Source organism: Glutamicibacter uratoxydans, assembly GCF_006539925.1.
Classification (GTDB): domain Bacteria; phylum Actinomycetota; class Actinomycetes; order Actinomycetales; family Micrococcaceae; genus Glutamicibacter; species Glutamicibacter uratoxydans.
Genome location: NZ_BJNY01000005.1, coordinates 180837 through 197194, shown reverse-complemented (window position 1 = coordinate 197194; position 16358 = coordinate 180837). Strand labels below are relative to the sequence as shown.

Genomic DNA, 16358 nt, shown 5'->3' with positions numbered 1-16358 from the left:
TTCGGGAGAAAAACTGGACGGTCGGTTACGACATACGCACTGGTGGGCCTCGTAACGTTTCTGTCGCCCACACCAAGTAGAGTGGAGTACCGACGTCTCATTTTTCAAACGAACCTCAATTGTTGTGACTTCCAGGAGCGGCTGCCGTGTCAGACCTTATCGATACAACCGAGATGTACCTGCGTACCATTCTTGAACTACAAGAAGAAGAGATCGTGGCCTTGCGTGCACGCATCGCAGAGCGTCTTGGCCACTCCGGGCCGACCGTTTCCCAGACCGTAGCCCGCATGGAACGCGACGGACTGGTGGTGGTTTCTTCCGACCGCCATCTTGCCCTGACCGAAAAGGGCCACGAACTGGCTACGAGCGTGATGCGCAAGCACCGCCTTGCCGAGCGCCTTCTGGCAGACATGATCGGATTGGACTGGGAGTACGTCCACGAAGAAGCCTGCCGCTGGGAACATGTGATGAGTGAGCGCGTAGAACGCCGCCTTTATGATCTGCTGGGCAAGCCCACTGTTTCGCCGTACGGCAACCCGATTCCGGGCCTCGAAGTCCTCGGCGGGCCGAAAGTGAGCGATATCTCATCTGACGTGGTGAACCTCGACCAGGCGCTGCTTGATGGAGTCGAAGGCCCGGTGGCGATTGCACGCTTGGCTGAGCCGATCCAAACCGACCCAATCCTGCTCGGACAACTGAATGAAGGTGGAATCCGCCCCGGCGCGATTGTCACTTTGGAGCGCGCCGATGACTATGTCGTCGTCCGGGTTCAGGGGATTGAGGGTGCGTTGGAGCTGCCTGTGGAGGTCAGCGGACACGTTTTTGTCCAAGCTCGGGAAAGATAACGAAATTGTAACTTTCCGGGGTGACGTGTAACGTTAACGACCGGAGCTAGTAGTTTATCTAGCTCCGGCTCACCTTATGCGCATACGCCTAGTATTGCCCTGCGCCAAGATGAGAAAAAGTATTTTTAGGGCAATAGCGGGGGACCCACTTAACGACGTGCAACGTCTTGGGGTGAAGTCTTGCGTAGAAGCAGGCCGGCTCAATCTCAGGAGCCGAATCCGACAGCTAACTTCGTAGGCGCAACTTGAGAGGAATGTTTTGGCCGAAACCAAGACGACCGGCCGACGTGCCGCTGTTGTTGAACTAGACGCGATTAGCGAGATTGCCGCTTCCGCCGTGGAGCGCTCCGGTGGACGCCGGGCATCGCGCGTGAGCGAATCGGTGGCAACCATCGAGGCCGCTGCGCCAGTTCACAGCAACTTTGTTGGCCGCCGCTTTGAGGCCCGCCAGCGCTACGGCATCGCTCCTACCCGCCAGATGCTGGCGCTGGGAGAGAATGACAGCAACGTCATTGCACTTCCTGGAGCCGTCAAGGTTGCCGCCGAATCGGCAGAGATCTCCGGCAACGTCGAGTTCATCTCGAACCTCCGCAAGACAAAGCAGGGATCTTCCCGGCTCGGATTCAGCCACAAGATCGCAGCAGTGGCCGCCGTTTCAGGTCTGGCATTGGCTGCATTTGCCCCTCAGCTTTCAGGCACTTCGACCGAAGACGGCTCCGTAGCTGTCGCTGCAGAACGCACCGCAACCGCTTCTGTGGTAGATGTCACGGCTCCAGAAGCTGGCTCCTTGGAAGTGGAACGCGCGGCATTGACCTCGGATGTCAATCCAAAGGTTGCCAACGAAGAAAAGCTTGCAGAAGTCATGGCTGCTTCCGGCGGCAGCGTCACCGCGATCAAGTCGACTTCCGGCCTGCTCGATCGACCGGTGAAGTCCAACCGCATCACTTCTCCTTTCGGCCACCGCAACAACCCAACCGGTGCGGGCACCATGATCCATGGCGGTACTGACTACGGTGTTCAGTGCGGAACCAACGTTTATGCAGCGGCTTCAGGCACCGTTACGGTCGCCGGCTGGGCCGGCCACTCTGGCAACCGCGTCATGATTGATCACGGCGATGGCCTGGAGACCGGCTACAGCCACAACACCAAGGTTTTGGTCAAGGTTGGCGACAAGGTCAAGCGCGGAGATTTGATCGCGTTGAGCGGCACCACCGGCAACTCGACCGGGTGCCACGTGCACTTCGATGTCATCGTTGACGGCCAGTTTAAGGACCCAGCCGGCTGGTTATAACGATCTTCGTCACCATTCCGTGATCAAAACGTGACATTTCGAAAATCATCCTATAGGCTTAGATGCGTGCCAGGGGATCCCTGAGCAACATTGCGTGAGAACCGAGCACTGCCAACACGCAATGTGCAGTTATACACAACTCGTACGGCAGTGGCGGGGGAACCAACATCGGGTAGTTAGTTTGAACTAACAACCCTAGGGGTGAAGTGGAAGAGAAGGAAACTTCAAATCCACCGAGGTAACTCCACTTCGAACCCGACAGCTTACCTCGTAGGTATCAAGGAGAGGCTCTTATAGTGACCAAGCGTCAAGCTCATGGACGTCGCCGCGCCGACGTGCCACGTACTAACTCGCTAGAAGCAATTTCGCAGGCCGTGGCAAACAATGCCGGCTCTGTGGGACGCCAGGCAGCAGTCGTTGCTGCTGCTTCCGGCTTGATCATCACCCTGGGTGTCCCAGGACAGGCCACCGCATCGCGCGACGTATCCGCTGCGCCAGTCGACACCATCAACCCAGAGCGCGTAGCTGTCAAGGCAGTTACCGTTGCTGCGGACAAGGATGCTTCGGTTGACATTCAGCGTGCAAGCTTCACTGCAGAGCCTAAGCCAGAGCCAGTAGTCATCGCCGTTGCCAACGACGTGACCGCCACCCAGGCTTCCTCGAACGAAACCACCTCGTCGAGCAACTCCTCGGACGATGCATTCGCTCCTGTGACCCGTTCGAACCGTGGCCAGCAGTCGACTTCGACCAAGTCGACCACCACTACCCAGACCAAGTCTGTCAAGGCTGAGTCTTCGGTCAACACCGGCAACCTGTCCGGCATTGCAGCCACCGCTGCAAAGTACGTCGGCGTTCCATATGTCTGGGGCGGTAACACTCCTTCCGGTTGGGACTGCTCGGGCTTCGTCAAGTACGTATATGCCAAGCACGGCATCAACATTGCACGCGGCACCTCGGCTATTCTGGGTTCCGGCCAGTTCAAGCGCACCAGCAACCCTAAGCCAGGCGATCTTGTATTCCAGCGCGGCGGAAGCCACGTAGGCATCTACCTGGGCAACGGTCAGATGATCGGTGCACAGAACCCAACCGTGGACACCATGATCCACTCGGTGAGCCGTAACCCGCTGTACGGTTACTACACCCTGGCTCGCTAAGCATTTAGCTTCTGACCGCAGGTCGTTGAACGAGGAAGACGTTCAACGGCCTGTCGTCATTTAACGGGTAAATGGAAGCTTTGGGGTAGATGAACTCCAGAAGATCTTTTGCCCTTCGGGCACATATGAGCGTACTGATCCTTTAGGCTAGCGTTAGACCTCTCCACAGAGAACGCGAGCCCCACCATGCCAGATGGCGGCCATCGGTTCAAGAAGGAAGTACTGCATCATGCGAACGCTTGTTTTAAACGCCGGCTACGAGCCCTTAGCCGTAGTGACCTTTCGACGCGCCTTGTTATTAGTGATGGCGGAGAAAGCCACGATAGTGCTCCAGGATGACTCCAAGCCTGTGCGCAGCTCTCACGGCGAACTACCGCGGCCAACGGTCATCGTCTTAAAGCGCTACGTCCGACGCCCCTACAGGGACATGAATCATGTCACCCGTAGGGGCGTTCTTCGTCGCGACAGGTTTATCTGCGCATACTGCGGCAAAGCGGCAAACACCATCGATCATGTGGTGCCACGCAGCAGGGGTGGAAAGAACACCTGGGAGAACCTGGTGGCGGCTTGCCTCTCCTGCAATAGCCGAAAGGCAGACAAGATGCTCGCCCAGCTTGGCTGGCAGCTACGAGTCACCCCGCATCGCCCTCGCATTGGGGGACACTTGGTTTCGGGGCTCAATCATATCGACGATGCCTGGGATACCTACCTGCAAGCCAGCTGACGTCCTACACAACCGGCATAGACCGGTTGCAGGGTGTTCGGAATGGGCCTAGCAGTGTTCCTACTTCAGTAGAATGCTGTGGCATGCCCTTATTCGAGGGGGCATGTCCAGTACGCGGTTAGATACTCCTTGCAGGCTTGTGATCGCCGGCGGGGAGCATTCCGGTGATCGCATACTGCATGCCATCGGCTGCGCCCTGCAAGAATCGTCGACCCTGCGGCGAAGCCCCGCTTGGCATCTGTGCTGTGCCGGAAGGAGCGCTTGGCATCGATGCAACACCGGAGCGGCAGTCGAAGAATCTCTCTTAATTTCTCTACCGGCATTTACTAAAGGTGCGCCGACGCGACGCTTCGAGTCCTCCAACAAGGGGGCCGAATAATCAACATGGAGAGATTTGTCCTTGGTTGTTGATTAAACAAAGCCCTGTCTCGCCAAGATTTATGGGCGCGAATTCGCAATATCGCGTGTGCGAAGTCCTTAATGATGGTAACGTGCTTAATTGGATCTCCAACGTTTTTAGTTGCAACGACGAACGGTTGTATTACTCGCAGTTTTTGACCGTTTCCTAGTGAGCAAGGCGAAACGTTGGAATAGGAAGATCGATCCATCAACTTTACAGATCAATGGAGCATTAATGCGACGGGGTACAAACCTAGGCCGCTTGGGAGACTTCAACCAAGCAGTAATTCTTGAGTCCATCCGCCGGGCACCGGATGGCATCAGCCGTGTCGAACTTGCAGGTTCGACAGGACTTTCACCGCAGACCATTTCGAACGTTGTACGTCGACTTCTCGACGACGGAATCGTACGCGAAGACCGCACGATCGTTTCCGGCCCCGGAAAACCACGCACTGTTTTGGAACTTGAAGGCAATCGCCTAGTTTCCATCGGCATCCACCTCGACCCAAGCGTCCTGAGCTTCGTAGCGATGAACCTGCGCGGGGAAGTATTGCGCGAGCGCAGCATCGAAGTTCCCAACCTCGAAGTTGCTTCAGAAACCGTGCAGCTGATGGCCAACACGGTCAAGGAGCTCATCGCTGAAATCCGCGTCCCGAAGAAGCACATCGTAGGCGTCGGCATTGCTGTTCCTGGTCCGGTCAACGTCGAAGAAGGCGTAGTGCTGAACCCGCCGCTGCTTGATGGCTGGGCTGATGTTGAATTGGTCAACCCGCTGCGCAAGCTGCTCCGCCTGCAGGTGATCATTGAAAAGGACACCATTGCCTCGGCAGTAGGCGAGCTGTGGCAGTCGAAGGAAGAAAAAGCCGACGACTTCGTGTTCGTCTACTGCGGCCATGGCTTTGGCGCAGGCATCGTCATCAATGGCGAAGTCCACCACGGCGCCAGCAACAATGCCGGCGAGATCGGCCACTACTCCACCGGCTACAAGTCGATCAAGTGCGAAGAGTGCGGCGCGGACGACTGCTTGGCTGCTGGCACCTCCTACGAGTTCATCTCGCAGAAGGCTCAGGAGCGCGGTCTTGACCTGCCGACCTATGAAATCCTAGGCCCAGAGCAGCGCGCAGAAGGCATCAACCGACTGACCGAGTTGGCGCTTGAAGGCAATGCGGTTGCCAAGGAAATCGTCACCGAAACCATGGTGATGGTTGGCGAAGTCGCCGGCCAGCTGGCAAACTCGCTGGATATCCGCGAAGTTGTCTTCGGCGGCCCGCAGTGGGTCAAGGTCAACGAGCTGGTGGCCGATGATGTCGATGCCGCCATCCAGCGCCGCTTTGCGTTGCGTGCTGTCCATGAGATCGAATCCCGCACCTCGAAGCTCGGCGGCAACGTTGGCGCCGTCGGTGGTGCGTGTGTAGTCATGGATGCTTCGCTGTCGCCAAAGGCGACTGCGCTGCTTCTGCGCTAATCAGCGGACTGCACCAGCAGCATACTGAGCAATATCGAAGGGCGCGTTCCATGGGGGAACGCGCCCTTCGCTTTTATTTAGGCAGATAAGACGCTGGCAACGTGTGTGGCCGCCAGAAATGAAATAAAGCCCTGCTTCCCTGATAAAAATTGGGAAGCAAGGCTTTGATTTTTGTGTGCCCCTGGCCGGAATCGAACCGACGGCCTACCCTTTAGGAGAGGGTCGCTCTATCCTACTGAGCTACAGAGGCTGGGTGTGAAATCACCATCTAGCCTATCTTATGAGGCGCTTGAATCAGTAATTCCACCCATGGACTTATGGGGTCTCGCCTCGCAATTTTTCCATCTTTAGCTTTAAAGCACGGTTGCCTCGGGTGATTCCCAAGCCCACGATGAGTCCAGCAGTGATGATGAGCAATGCCCATCGAATCGTTGTGAGGATCGAAGCGAACATCACAGCGCCTGCAGTAACTTCGCCGGCCGAGAACAGTGCGTCAATGGCGAAATTCTCAATGATGTCCACCACTGCGAAGCCCAGTGGGGCGCACCATGCGAGCCAGCGCGTCGAGCGGTTGGGGATCCAGCGGATGAACAGCAGCATGCTGATGCCCCCGGTGAACAGCGGGAAGAGCAGGCCGGCGGTTTTGTGGACGTAGTTCAGCTGCCCGCGGGCATCGTCGTCCATGACCGAGCGCAGGGCCTGGATGTCATCCAGGGTGTAGCCGAAGATCCTCTGATCAGGCATGGTCAACCCATCGCTGAGGTCCTTCATCTGGTTCAGCGTCATCACATGCAGATAGAAGAAGAGGAAGACGCAGATCACCAGTCCGGCTGAGATGAGCAGCATGGGATTGGACTTGTTCTCATGCGAAGTGCTTTCCACTCCGTTGTATGCGCGCAGGCGCCGATCCAGAATCTCACCTTGCTGCTCCACGAATTGGGAGGGTTTGCGGTATTCCTTGGACTTTTTGACCTTCTTTGCCATATATCCCATTATGCCTGCGATCGCTGCCCAACATTCATGCAAGACGGTACTGTCCTGTCGACTGCGTAGACTGGCATTATCATGGATTTCCTTTTTGATGATTTCGCTCCAGAAGCCGCAGCACAGGCACTGCCCACTGCCGACGAACTGCTTGTCGGCATGAATCCCCAGCAGGAACAGGCAGTACGCTACGCCAGCGGGCCGCTGCTGATCATCGCGGGCGCAGGATCTGGCAAGACCAGGGTGCTGACGCATCGGATCGCCTACCTGCTGGCCACAGGGAGGTCCCGCCCGCACGAAATTCTCGCGATTACCTTTACCAATAAGGCCGCAGCCGAGATGCGTGAACGCGCCGCCGAACTGATCGGCGAAGACCAGGCAAAGAAGATGTGGATCTCGACCTTCCACTCGTCCTGCGTGCGAATTCTGCGTCGCGAGGCAGCCACCATTGGCCTGAAATCCAATTTCTCCATCTATGACTCTGCCGATTCGCTGCGCTTGATCACGCTGGTGGCCAAGGGCCTTGAGATCGACCCGAAGCGCTTCACGCCCAAGGCCATCGCCCACAAAATCTCATCGCTGAAGAACGAGCTGATCGACGATGAAGACTACGCGGCAACGATCAACACCAACGACCCCTTTGCCCGGGCGGTCTCCGAGGTCTACCGCGGCTACACCCAGCGCATGCGGGCCGCCAATGCGCTGGACTTTGACGACCTCATCGGGCAGGTCGTCTTCATGTTCCGCGCCTTCCCACGCGTCGCGGACAACTACCGGCGCCGGTTCCGCCACGTGCTGATCGACGAATATCAGGATACAAACCACGCGCAGTACTCCCTGGTGCGCGAACTGACCGGCCCCGACGGGCAGACCCCACCGGGCGAACTGACCGTGGTCGGCGACTCCGACCAGTCCATCTATGCCTTCCGCGGCGCCGACATCCGCAACATCATCGAGTTCGAAAAGGACTACCCGAACGCGGCGACCATCAAGCTGGAGCAGAACTACCGTTCTACGCAGAACATCCTGTCGGCGGCCAACGAAGTCATCAAGCGCAACCCTGACCGCAATGACAAGAAGCTGTGGACCGCGAGCGGCGACGGGGAACAGATCGTCGGCTACGTGGGGGAGTCGGAATCCGACGAGGCGAGGTGGATCGCAGAAGAGATCTTGCGCCTGAACGACGAGGAAGACGTGCGCCCTGGAGATGTAGCGATCTTCTATCGCACCAATGCTCAATCCCGTGCACTGGAAGAGCAACTGATGCGCGTGGACCTGAAATACCGTGTTGTCGGCGGCACCAGGTTCTACGACCGCAAGGAAATCAAGGATGCGCTGGCCTACCTTAGGGCCTTGGTGAATCCCGCCGACGACATCAACGTCCGCCGGATCCTGAATGAACCCAAGCGCGGGATTGGCGACCGCGCGGAAGGAGCTGTGGCGGCGTTGGCAGAACGCGACCGCATTTCCTTTATGGAAGCGCTGCGCCGTTCCGATGAAGCTCCGGGCTTGGGCACCCGCGGCATCAAGATGACCCAGGCCTTCGTGGCGCTCATGGACGACCTGCAGACAGTGGCAGAGGGGTCGGGCCCTGCCGAGGCTCTGGAAGCCGTGCTTGAGCAGACCGGATACCTAGAGACTCTGCGCACCTCCAGCGACCCCCAGGACGAATCCCGTGTGGAGAACCTGGCAGAACTTGTGGCTGTGGTGCGGGACTACGTAAACGACGAGCCAGAAGGCGGCCTAGCAGGATTCCTGGAGCGGGTGGCACTGGTAGCCGACGCAGACCAGATCCCAGAGGCTCCCAGCGACGACGAGGGAGCGGCCATGGCCGCTCGTGAAGGCATGGTCACGCTGATGACCCTGCACACTGCCAAGGGCCTTGAATTCCCAGTGGTCTTCCTCACCGGCATGGAGCACGGCGTATTCCCGCACCAGAGGTCGATGACCGATGAGAAGGAGCTGGCCGAAGAGCGCCGCTTGGCCTATGTGGGGCTGACCCGTGCGCGTGAACGCCTGTACCTGACGCGTGCAGAACAGCGCAGCCTGTGGGGGCAGGCCCAGTACAACCCTGCCAGCCAGTTCCTCGAAGAAGTCCCGGCATCGCTGATCGACTGGAAGCGCGAAGGCTCTTCCTTCGGCGGCGGACTGTCCTTCGGCTCCGGCAGTGTTAATTTCGCAACAAGCAGGTACGACCGGGGCAGCCACTGGGGTGCAGGATCCTCCGCACCAGCGCTTCCGGTCCGTGGACATAACGCGGCCCCGGTTTCAAAGCAGCGCGTGGTGCAGAACAAGGAAATTGTCGTGCCCAAGGTGGGGCAGCATGTCAAGCATTCCTCTTTTGGTTTGGGCACTGTCATCGCTCTGGAGGGCTCAGGGGACAAAACTGTGGCCAAGGTGCAATTTCCGGATTCCGAGAAAAGACTTCTGCTGCGCTACGCTCCGCTAGAAATCGTGGACTAGGAGACGGAAGAAACCGTGTTCCGTTAATCACATTTAACTGAAAATGTCCAACGACCTCGGAATCTCTACAGGCGGTAAAAGTGGGAAAGTTGCGAAAGTAGGGCTAGTCTGAGAGATGCGCACGGCCTACGGCGCCGTTTCGACGTTCGCTTGCTTGCGGTGCGCTTACTTAGGTGTGGTTTTGGATTTCGGTCCAGAGCTATGCCGCGAGTCAGCATGAACTTCGAACGAAGGACACAAACCCGTGGACCTGTATGAGTACCAGGCGCGCGATCTATTCGAGGCACACGGCGTTCCCGTGCTTGCCGGTATCGTCGCTTACACCCCGGAAGAAGCCAAGGCCGCAGCTGAGAAGATCGGCGGCGTTGTAGTAGTTAAGGCACAGGTCAAGGTTGGCGGCCGTGGCAAGGCTGGCGGCGTCAAGGTTGCAAAGACCGCAGACGAAGCCTTCGAGCACGCAACCAACATTCTCGGTATGGACATCAAGGGCCACACCGTGAACAAGGTCATGATCGCCCAGGGCGCAGACATCGCCGAGGAATTCTACTTCTCGGTGCTGCTGGACCGTGCAAACCGCAACTACCTGGCCATGTGCTCGGTAGAAGGCGGCATGGAGATCGAGCAGCTGGCTGAGGAGCGCCCAGAAGCTCTGGCCCGCGTTGCAGTTGATCCGCTGGTTGGCATCGACGCTGCCAAGGCAGCCGAGATCGTTGCTGAAGCAGGCTTCCCAGAAGAGCTGCGCGGCAAGGTTGCAGAAACCCTGCAGAAGCTGTGGACCGTCTTCAAGGAAGAAGATGCCACCCTCGTTGAGGTCAACCCACTGGTGAAGACCGGCGCCGGCGACATCGTCGCACTGGACGGCAAGGTCTCCCTGGATGACAACGCCTCCGAGGTCCGCCACCCAGCTCACGAAGAGCTCGAGGACAAGGCTGTTGCAGACCCGCTGGAAGCCAAGGCCAAGGCCATGGGCCTGAACTACGTCAAGCTGGACGGCCAAATCGGCATCATCGGCAACGGTGCAGGCCTGGTTATGTCCACCCTCGACGTTGTCGCCTATGCAGGCGAGAACCACGGCGACGTGAAGCCAGCAAACTTCCTGGACATCGGCGGCGGCGCTTCGGCTGAGGTCATGGCCAACGGCCTGGACGTCATCCTGAACGACCCACAGGTCAAGTCCGTGTTCGTCAACGTCTTCGGCGGCATCACCGCCTGTGACGCAGTGGCCAACGGCATCGTGGGCGCACTGAACACCCTTGGCGATTCGGCCAACAAGCCGCTGGTTGTCCGCCTGGACGGCAACAAGGTGGAGGAAGGCCGCGCCATCCTGGCAGAAGCCAACCACCCACTGGTGACCCTGGCAGCAACCATGGACGAGGGCGCCGACAAGGCCGCCGAGCTCGCCAACGCAGCGAAGTAAGAGGGAATAGCGAACAATGAGCATTTACCTGAACAAGGACTCCAAGGTCATCGTCCAGGGCATCACCGGCGGCGAAGGCACCAAGCACACCGCCCTGATGCTCAAGGCCGGCACCAACATCGTCGGCGGCGTGAACGCACGCAAGGCCGGCACCACCGTGACCCACGGTGACAAGGAAATCAAGGTCTTCGGCACCGTGGCTGAGGCCAAGGCCGAGACCGGCGCTGACGTTTCCATCGTCTTCGTGCCGCCTAAGTTCACCAAGGACGCAGTCATCGAGGCCATCGAGGCCGAGGTCGGCCTGGTCGTCGTCATCACCGAAGGCGTTCCAGTACAGGACTCGGCTGAGTTCTGGGCACTGGCACAGTCCAAGGTCGACGCAGACGGCAACCAGATCACCCGCATCATCGGCCCTAACTGCCCAGGCATCATCACCCCAGGTGAGGCACTGGTCGGCATTACCCCGAACAACATCACCGGCAAGGGCCCAATCGGCTTGGTTTCCAAGTCCGGCACCCTGACCTACCAGATGATGTACGAACTGCGCGACCTGGGCTTCTCCACCGCCATCGGCATCGGCGGCGACCCAGTCATCGGCACCACCCACATCGATGCCCTGGCTGCTTTCGAAGCTGACCCAGAGACCAAGGCCATCGTGATGATCGGTGAGATCGGCGGCGACGCTGAAGAGCGCGCAGCTGACTACATCAAGGCCAACGTAACCAAGCCAGTTGTTGGCTACGTTGCAGGCTTCACCGCCCCAGAAGGCAAGACCATGGGCCACGCAGGCGCCATCGTTTCCGGCTCGGCTGGCACCGCCCAGGCCAAGAAGGAAGCACTGGAAGCTGCCGGCGTCAAGGTTGGCAAGACTCCTTCGGAGACCGCACGCCTGCTGCGCGAGGTTTTCGCAGCTCTCTAAGCCTTAGATTCCCCACTCGGGGGCTCTAGCGCTTGAAGCTAGCCAAGGGCCGCCCAATCCACTTTTTAGTGGACTGGGCGGCCCTCGCTGCATCCAGGAACGGTCAGTTGCAGCCGCTGGGGTTCCACCGCACCTCAGGACCTCCCACGACTGTGCTGACCATGGTTGATTGGTTATTCGGGGTATAGGAGATCTTGAGCTGTGAAACTTTGGCCTCCTGGTCCGGAGCCTGCAGCAAGCCGGAGACTCCAACCTGTATTGATTGGCCTGGATTCACCTGTACCGGCTGCTGCAGGGCGCCCATGCTGGCAATTAGCTGGGCCTGCGATGGGTCATTGAGGCTGTCTGAATTCCAGGAATACACTGCAGGCGCTGAGTCGGACACATCGCTGACGAGGCTTTGGCTGGTTGTCCAGTTCTGTGCTTCCAGCACATCAACGGCGGTAATCCAGACAGGCATGGCAGATCGGTTCTCGGCTATCCCTGAAACTCCCACCCGCGGGTCAGTCGGATTGACCGGACTGCAGATTGATGCTCCTGGCTGTGCATCATCTAAACCGAATTGCAAAGGCCCGTCTTGCCGGGGGCCGGAGCTTGCGCAGCCCCCGAGCAGCAAAACTGCCGCAACTGAAAGTGCTGCTCTTGGGATGGCGCGGTTCACGGGACTTTGCTCCTGCTGCTAGTCTTTTCATCTTCAAAAAGATCGATGTACTCAAAGATATCAGTCAGGGAACAGGGCTCGTGCCCATGAAATGGCAAAACAAACGCCCCACGGCGGCCGGTTTGCGGCTCGCCTGGGGCGTGATGGAAACTGGCGCTGCGCTAGCCTCTTAGGCCAGCGGCAGCCTCCGTATCAACTCTCAAAAATGAAGAGCCAATGACAGCGAATGCCCCTGGGATCAGCAGCATCCGGTGCTTTGGGTTGTAGAAAATTTCTTCCAGTGGGGACGCGAGAACCCTCTGGATCTTCTCCAAGAGCCGGTCGTTGTGCAACGATAGGGACTCCCGCTCGGTTTCAATCACCACACGATCTGCTTCTGTGCTCACCGATGCGTCCATCCAGTCGTCATCCGGTGTACTCAGAGTCTCCGATTTGATCAGGGACACGGTTATGACCGCCTTCATCTTGCGTTAGTCCCAGGAGAAGACCTCCCGGAACGGATGCCCCTCAGCCTGCGGTTGGTGTGGTGTAGCGCACACGAGGGGGCATATCGAATATAGCCTGTTTCGGGACGGTTTACCGCCCGAACCACGAAGACTTAATCAATCTGTTATTCAAGAAGTCCGCGGATATCCTGTGCTGTCAGGGCTTTGGCGAAGCCGTCGGCTTCGTCCATGACGGTGTTGATCAGCTGCCTCTTGGTGTCCTGCAGCGCCACCACCTTTTCTTCGATGGTGCCCTGCGCGATCATGCGGTACACCATGACCTGGCGGGTCTGCCCGATGCGGTGCGTGCGGTCGATTGCCTGGGCCTCCACGGCGGGGTTCCACCACGGGTCAAGCAGGAAGCAGTAGTCCGCCTCGGTCAGGTTCAAACCGAAGCCGCCGGCCTTGAGCGAGATCAGGAACAGCGGCGCCTCGCCTTCCTTGAACTGCTCGATCACCGAGGCGCGGTTGCGGGTGCTGCCGTCGAGGTACACGAATTTCACTCCGCGCTCGGTCAGCTTGTCAGCCAGGACCTTCAGGTATGAGGTGAACTGGCTGAAGACCAGGGCGCGGTGGCCTTCGTTGAGCACGTCGTCCAGCTGGTCGAACAACGCCTCCAGCTTGGAGCCCGGCACCTCGCTGAGCTCGGGGTCGACCAGCGAAGGCTCCAGGGCCAGCATGCGCAGATGGGTCAGCGACTGGAAGATGGTGAAGCGGTTCTTGTCCAGGTCCTCCACCAGGTGCAGGATCTTCTGGCGTTCGCGGTTCAGGTGGGTGTCGTAGACGTGCTGGTGCTCTTCGGAGAGGCGGACCAGCACCTTCTGCTCCTGCTTGGCAGGCAGATCAAGCACCACCGATTCCTTGGTGCGGCGCAGCATGAACGGCTTGACCCTGCGCTGGAGCAGCTCAAGGGTTTCCTTGTCGCCCAACACCTCGATCGGGCGGGCGAACTGCCGGTTGAATCGGGTGATGTTCATGAACAGCGACGGCGCGGTGAGCAGCAGTAGCGCACCGAGCTCCGAGAGGTTGTTTTCCATCGGGGTGCCGGTGACCGCCAGCTTGAAGTTCGTCTGCAGGTTCACCGCGGCCTTGTGGGCCTTGGTGGAACGGTTCTTCACGAACTGGGCCTCATCCAGGATCAGGCCGGCGAAGCGCTGGGACTCGTAGATCTCGTCATTCAGGCGCAGCAGCGTATAGGTCGTCAGGACCACGTCATTGCCTTCCGAGAGCTCCTTGAGCTGGCGGGCGTCGCGCAGTGTCGAGTCGATGCTGACGACCTTCAGGCTCGGTGCAAAGCGGCGCACTTCCATCTCCCAGTTGGAAACCACCGAGCTCGGCGCGACGACGAGGAATGGCGCGCGCTCCTGCTGGGCGGCTGGCAGCTGGGCGCAGGCCTGCGGATCGTCCCACTGCTCGTGGGCGTGGAGCACCAGGGCGATGGTCTGTAGGGTCTTGCCCAGGCCCATGTCATCGGCCAGGATGCCGCCGAATCCGCCGCGGTATAGGCGGGCAAGCCAGCGGAAGCCTTCCACCTGGTAGGGGCGCAGGGTGGCCTGGAGCCCGGCAGGGACCTCTGCTTCCTCGCCTTCGGCCACGCGCAGCAGGCCGCGCATGCGGGCGATGAACAGGTCCGCTCCGTTGATGCCTTCGGCCAGCTCGTCGAGCTCCTCGAAAAGCGAGATCTGGAAGACCGAGAGCTTCAGGTCCCCGTCCTTGGGCTTGTCGTTGAGGGCTTGGGCCTCGTCCACCAGCTCTTTGAGCTTGGCGAACATGGGGTTGTCCAGCGAGAACCAGGTGTTGTCCGGAAGCTTGACCTTCATGGCGCCGTTGGAAATCGCCTCGATGACTACAGCGAAGGTGACTTCGTGGTTGCCGACCTTGATCAGCAGGCCGAGATCCAGCCAGTCGTTACGTTCGTGCTCGACTGCGTTGATCTGCAGCTGCGGCAGCTCGCGCAGCTGGCGGTAGACCGGACGCTGCCCAGTCTCTTCAAGCTTGATTTCCGGATGCCCCGCCAGCGCTGGGACGAGCTCGGAGACGAAGTCGATCATGTCGGTGCCCGAATAGAATTTCGGGGACAGGTCAGGGTTGCCCGAACCAGTTGACTTCTCAAATAGTTCGTTGACGATGGCGGCGAGGCGCTGCTCCGCCTCGGCATCGTGCGGCTTGTGCTCGTCGGAAATGCCGGGGTAGCTGATGCTGAACCCGAGGTTGGCCGATTCGCGGGTGCCGTGATCAGTGTCTTCAATCTTGTAGGAGATGGATGCCTTGACGAACGGCGGCTTCAGATTGGGCAGGGAGAGTTCTTCCGAAGCGCTGCGCACGTCGAAGAAATACCCCATGCGCTGGTATTCGCTGTTGTAGTAGTCGGTGGTGTCCTTGGCCGGGACGTGGACCGGCGCATGGTTGTCCAGCCAGGTGAGGTTGACGTCCGTGTGCTTCTCGCGGCTCGGAGCCAGCCAAATCTGCTCGGGATCGTTCAGCTGGATGTAGTAGCCGTGGTCGCCGACTGCTCCGGAAGGGGTGTCGGTGTTCAGCACGAGTTCTTGCCCGCCCATATGCAGGACGCCGTCGATGCTCATGTTCTTTTCGTCGTCTTCGGAGACTGCAAGGTCCATCCACGACGCGGAGAGCACCGAAACCGTCGATTCGCTGCGCGAGCTGATCAATTCGATGCCCAGTTCCTTGGCTTCTTCGAGCATCGGCCACAGCAGGTAGGAATAGTATTCGTCCAGGAACAGCCAGTCTTCATCGATCTTGAACTGCAGCTGCCCGTTGCTGCGCGCCATCGCGGCAAAGCGCGCAAACCAGTGGTGCTGGGCCCTGAGCAGGTTCCAGCCGAAGGTCTTGAATCCGATGGTGGTCCAGCGCAGCTGCCCGCGGACCCAGCGGCCTTCGGCATTGCGTACTACCGGGCGCACGCCCAGGCGGAAGCGCTTCCTGCGGGTGGCGGTGTTGGCCTGTGCCGCAACTCCTGCCGGCATCCACTGCTGCTGCTGCGAAGCATCTTTGGCGTCGAAGAGCAGAAATTGGAGTGCCATCGGCACTACCGGGTCATTGGGTGATCCCAGCAATCCGTCGGTGGGGCGCGGTTCGCGAGGCTGGTACCAGGCATCGATTTGCTGCGACCATTCGGTAACCGGCTTTTCTTCGCGGTACACAGCGGTCTTGGCCAGCGCGGCCTGCTTGTTTGAGGTCAGCATCAGCGCCGCGATATGCGAACAGATTTCCGTATTGTCGCAGTTGCAGGAACCGGAATCGATTTCCCAGCCGGTCGCCCCGCGGCGCAGCTGGACCATCGCCGAGTACTCGGTGTCGGCATCGGTGACATGGCCCTCAACCTGCAGCGTCGACTCATTAAATTCCACACCGGTAACTGCATTAGCTTCGTCGGAGAGTTTCTTTCCGAAGAAATAAGGAACATTACCCAAGAAAGCCAGCAAGTTTCTGGCATCAATGGTGGGTGGAACAGAATTCGTCATCCGCTAATCGTTTCACGTTCTTCTCAATGGTGAAAGTTGAAAGGGGCCACTGTGAATAATCCCTAATCA

At 59.0% G+C, this 16358-nt stretch carries 12 protein-coding genes, 1 tRNA gene and 2 riboswitches; of the genes, 8 read left to right on the top strand and 5 right to left on the bottom strand.

Annotated elements, in window-relative coordinates; translation table 11 throughout:
- Positions 1 to 146 precede the first annotated feature (146 nt).
- The 5 genes from AUR04nite_RS05530 (at position 147) to AUR04nite_RS05510 (ending at position 5878) form a co-directional block, all read left to right on the top strand.
- Complete coding sequence (locus AUR04nite_RS05530) at positions 147 to 845, top strand: metal-dependent transcriptional regulator (RefSeq protein ID WP_141362795.1); 699 nt, start codon at positions 147 to 149, stop codon at positions 843 to 845.
- Between the two features lie 92 nt (positions 846 to 937).
- Positions 938 to 1102, top strand: a riboswitch (cyclic di-AMP (ydaO/yuaA leader).
- A gap of 2 nt (positions 1103 to 1104) precedes the next feature.
- Positions 1105 to 2136 carry a M23 family metallopeptidase gene (locus AUR04nite_RS05525; protein WP_141362793.1) on the top strand — a complete coding sequence of 344 codons (1032 nt, stop codon included), beginning with the start codon at positions 1105 to 1107 and terminating at the stop codon, positions 2134 to 2136.
- Positions 2137 to 2258: 122 nt separating this feature from the next.
- Positions 2259 to 2428, top strand: a riboswitch (cyclic di-AMP (ydaO/yuaA leader).
- Between the two features lie 4 nt (positions 2429 to 2432).
- Complete coding sequence (locus AUR04nite_RS05520; protein ID WP_141362791.1) at positions 2433 to 3290, top strand: C40 family peptidase; 858 nt, start codon at positions 2433 to 2435, stop codon at positions 3288 to 3290.
- A 229-nt stretch (positions 3291 to 3519) separates the two neighbouring features.
- Positions 3520 to 4014, top strand: a complete 495-nt coding sequence (locus AUR04nite_RS05515; protein ID WP_141362789.1) for an HNH endonuclease — start codon at positions 3520 to 3522, stop codon at positions 4012 to 4014.
- 634 nt (positions 4015 to 4648) lie between these two features.
- Positions 4649 to 5878, top strand: coding sequence for an ROK family transcriptional regulator (locus AUR04nite_RS05510; protein ID WP_141362787.1), 1230 nt, complete (start codon positions 4649 to 4651; stop codon positions 5876 to 5878).
- 176 nt (positions 5879 to 6054) lie between these two features.
- Here AUR04nite_RS05510 and AUR04nite_RS05505 read toward each other — a convergent pair.
- Both AUR04nite_RS05505 and AUR04nite_RS05500 read right to left on the bottom strand, forming a co-directional pair.
- Positions 6055 to 6128, bottom strand: a tRNA-Arg gene (locus AUR04nite_RS05505).
- A gap of 65 nt (positions 6129 to 6193) precedes the next feature.
- Positions 6194 to 6862 carry a hypothetical protein gene (locus AUR04nite_RS05500; RefSeq protein ID WP_246055382.1) on the bottom strand — a complete coding sequence of 223 codons (669 nt, stop codon included), beginning with the start codon at positions 6860 to 6862 and terminating at the stop codon, positions 6194 to 6196.
- A gap of 81 nt (positions 6863 to 6943) precedes the next feature.
- On the opposite strand from AUR04nite_RS05500, the gene pcrA reads away from it, so the two are divergent.
- The 3 genes from pcrA (at position 6944) to sucD (ending at position 11661) form a co-directional block, all read left to right on the top strand.
- Entirely contained in the window at positions 6944 to 9325 is a 2382-nt protein-coding gene (gene pcrA, locus AUR04nite_RS05495; protein WP_141362783.1) for a DNA helicase PcrA, read from the top strand.
- Positions 9326 to 9569: 244 nt separating this feature from the next.
- The gene (gene sucC, locus AUR04nite_RS05490; protein WP_141362781.1) at positions 9570 to 10742 is read left to right on the top strand and encodes an ADP-forming succinate--CoA ligase subunit beta; all 1173 of its coding nucleotides are present in this window, start codon (positions 9570 to 9572) and stop codon (positions 10740 to 10742) included.
- Between the two features lie 16 nt (positions 10743 to 10758).
- Positions 10759 to 11661, top strand: a complete 903-nt coding sequence (gene sucD, locus AUR04nite_RS05485) for a succinate--CoA ligase subunit alpha (RefSeq protein ID WP_141362779.1) — start codon at positions 10759 to 10761, stop codon at positions 11659 to 11661.
- A 103-nt stretch (positions 11662 to 11764) separates the two neighbouring features.
- Here the strand turns inward: sucD and AUR04nite_RS05480 are convergent, their stop codons facing one another.
- The 3 genes from AUR04nite_RS05480 to AUR04nite_RS05470 all read right to left on the bottom strand — a co-directional run bounded on the left by AUR04nite_RS05480 (position 11765) and on the right by AUR04nite_RS05470 (position 16175).
- Positions 11765 to 12121 (bottom strand): hypothetical protein, encoded by a 357-nt coding sequence (locus AUR04nite_RS05480; RefSeq protein ID WP_141362777.1) that lies wholly within the window; start codon positions 12119 to 12121, stop codon positions 11765 to 11767.
- A 362-nt stretch (positions 12122 to 12483) separates the two neighbouring features.
- A complete protein-coding gene (locus AUR04nite_RS05475; RefSeq protein ID WP_141362775.1) occupies positions 12484 to 12768 on the bottom strand; it encodes a hypothetical protein in 285 nt (94 codons plus the stop codon).
- 164 nt (positions 12769 to 12932) lie between these two features.
- Complete coding sequence (locus AUR04nite_RS05470; RefSeq protein WP_170184103.1) at positions 12933 to 16175, bottom strand: DEAD/DEAH box helicase; 3243 nt, start codon at positions 16173 to 16175, stop codon at positions 12933 to 12935.
- Positions 16176 to 16358 lie beyond the last annotated feature (183 nt).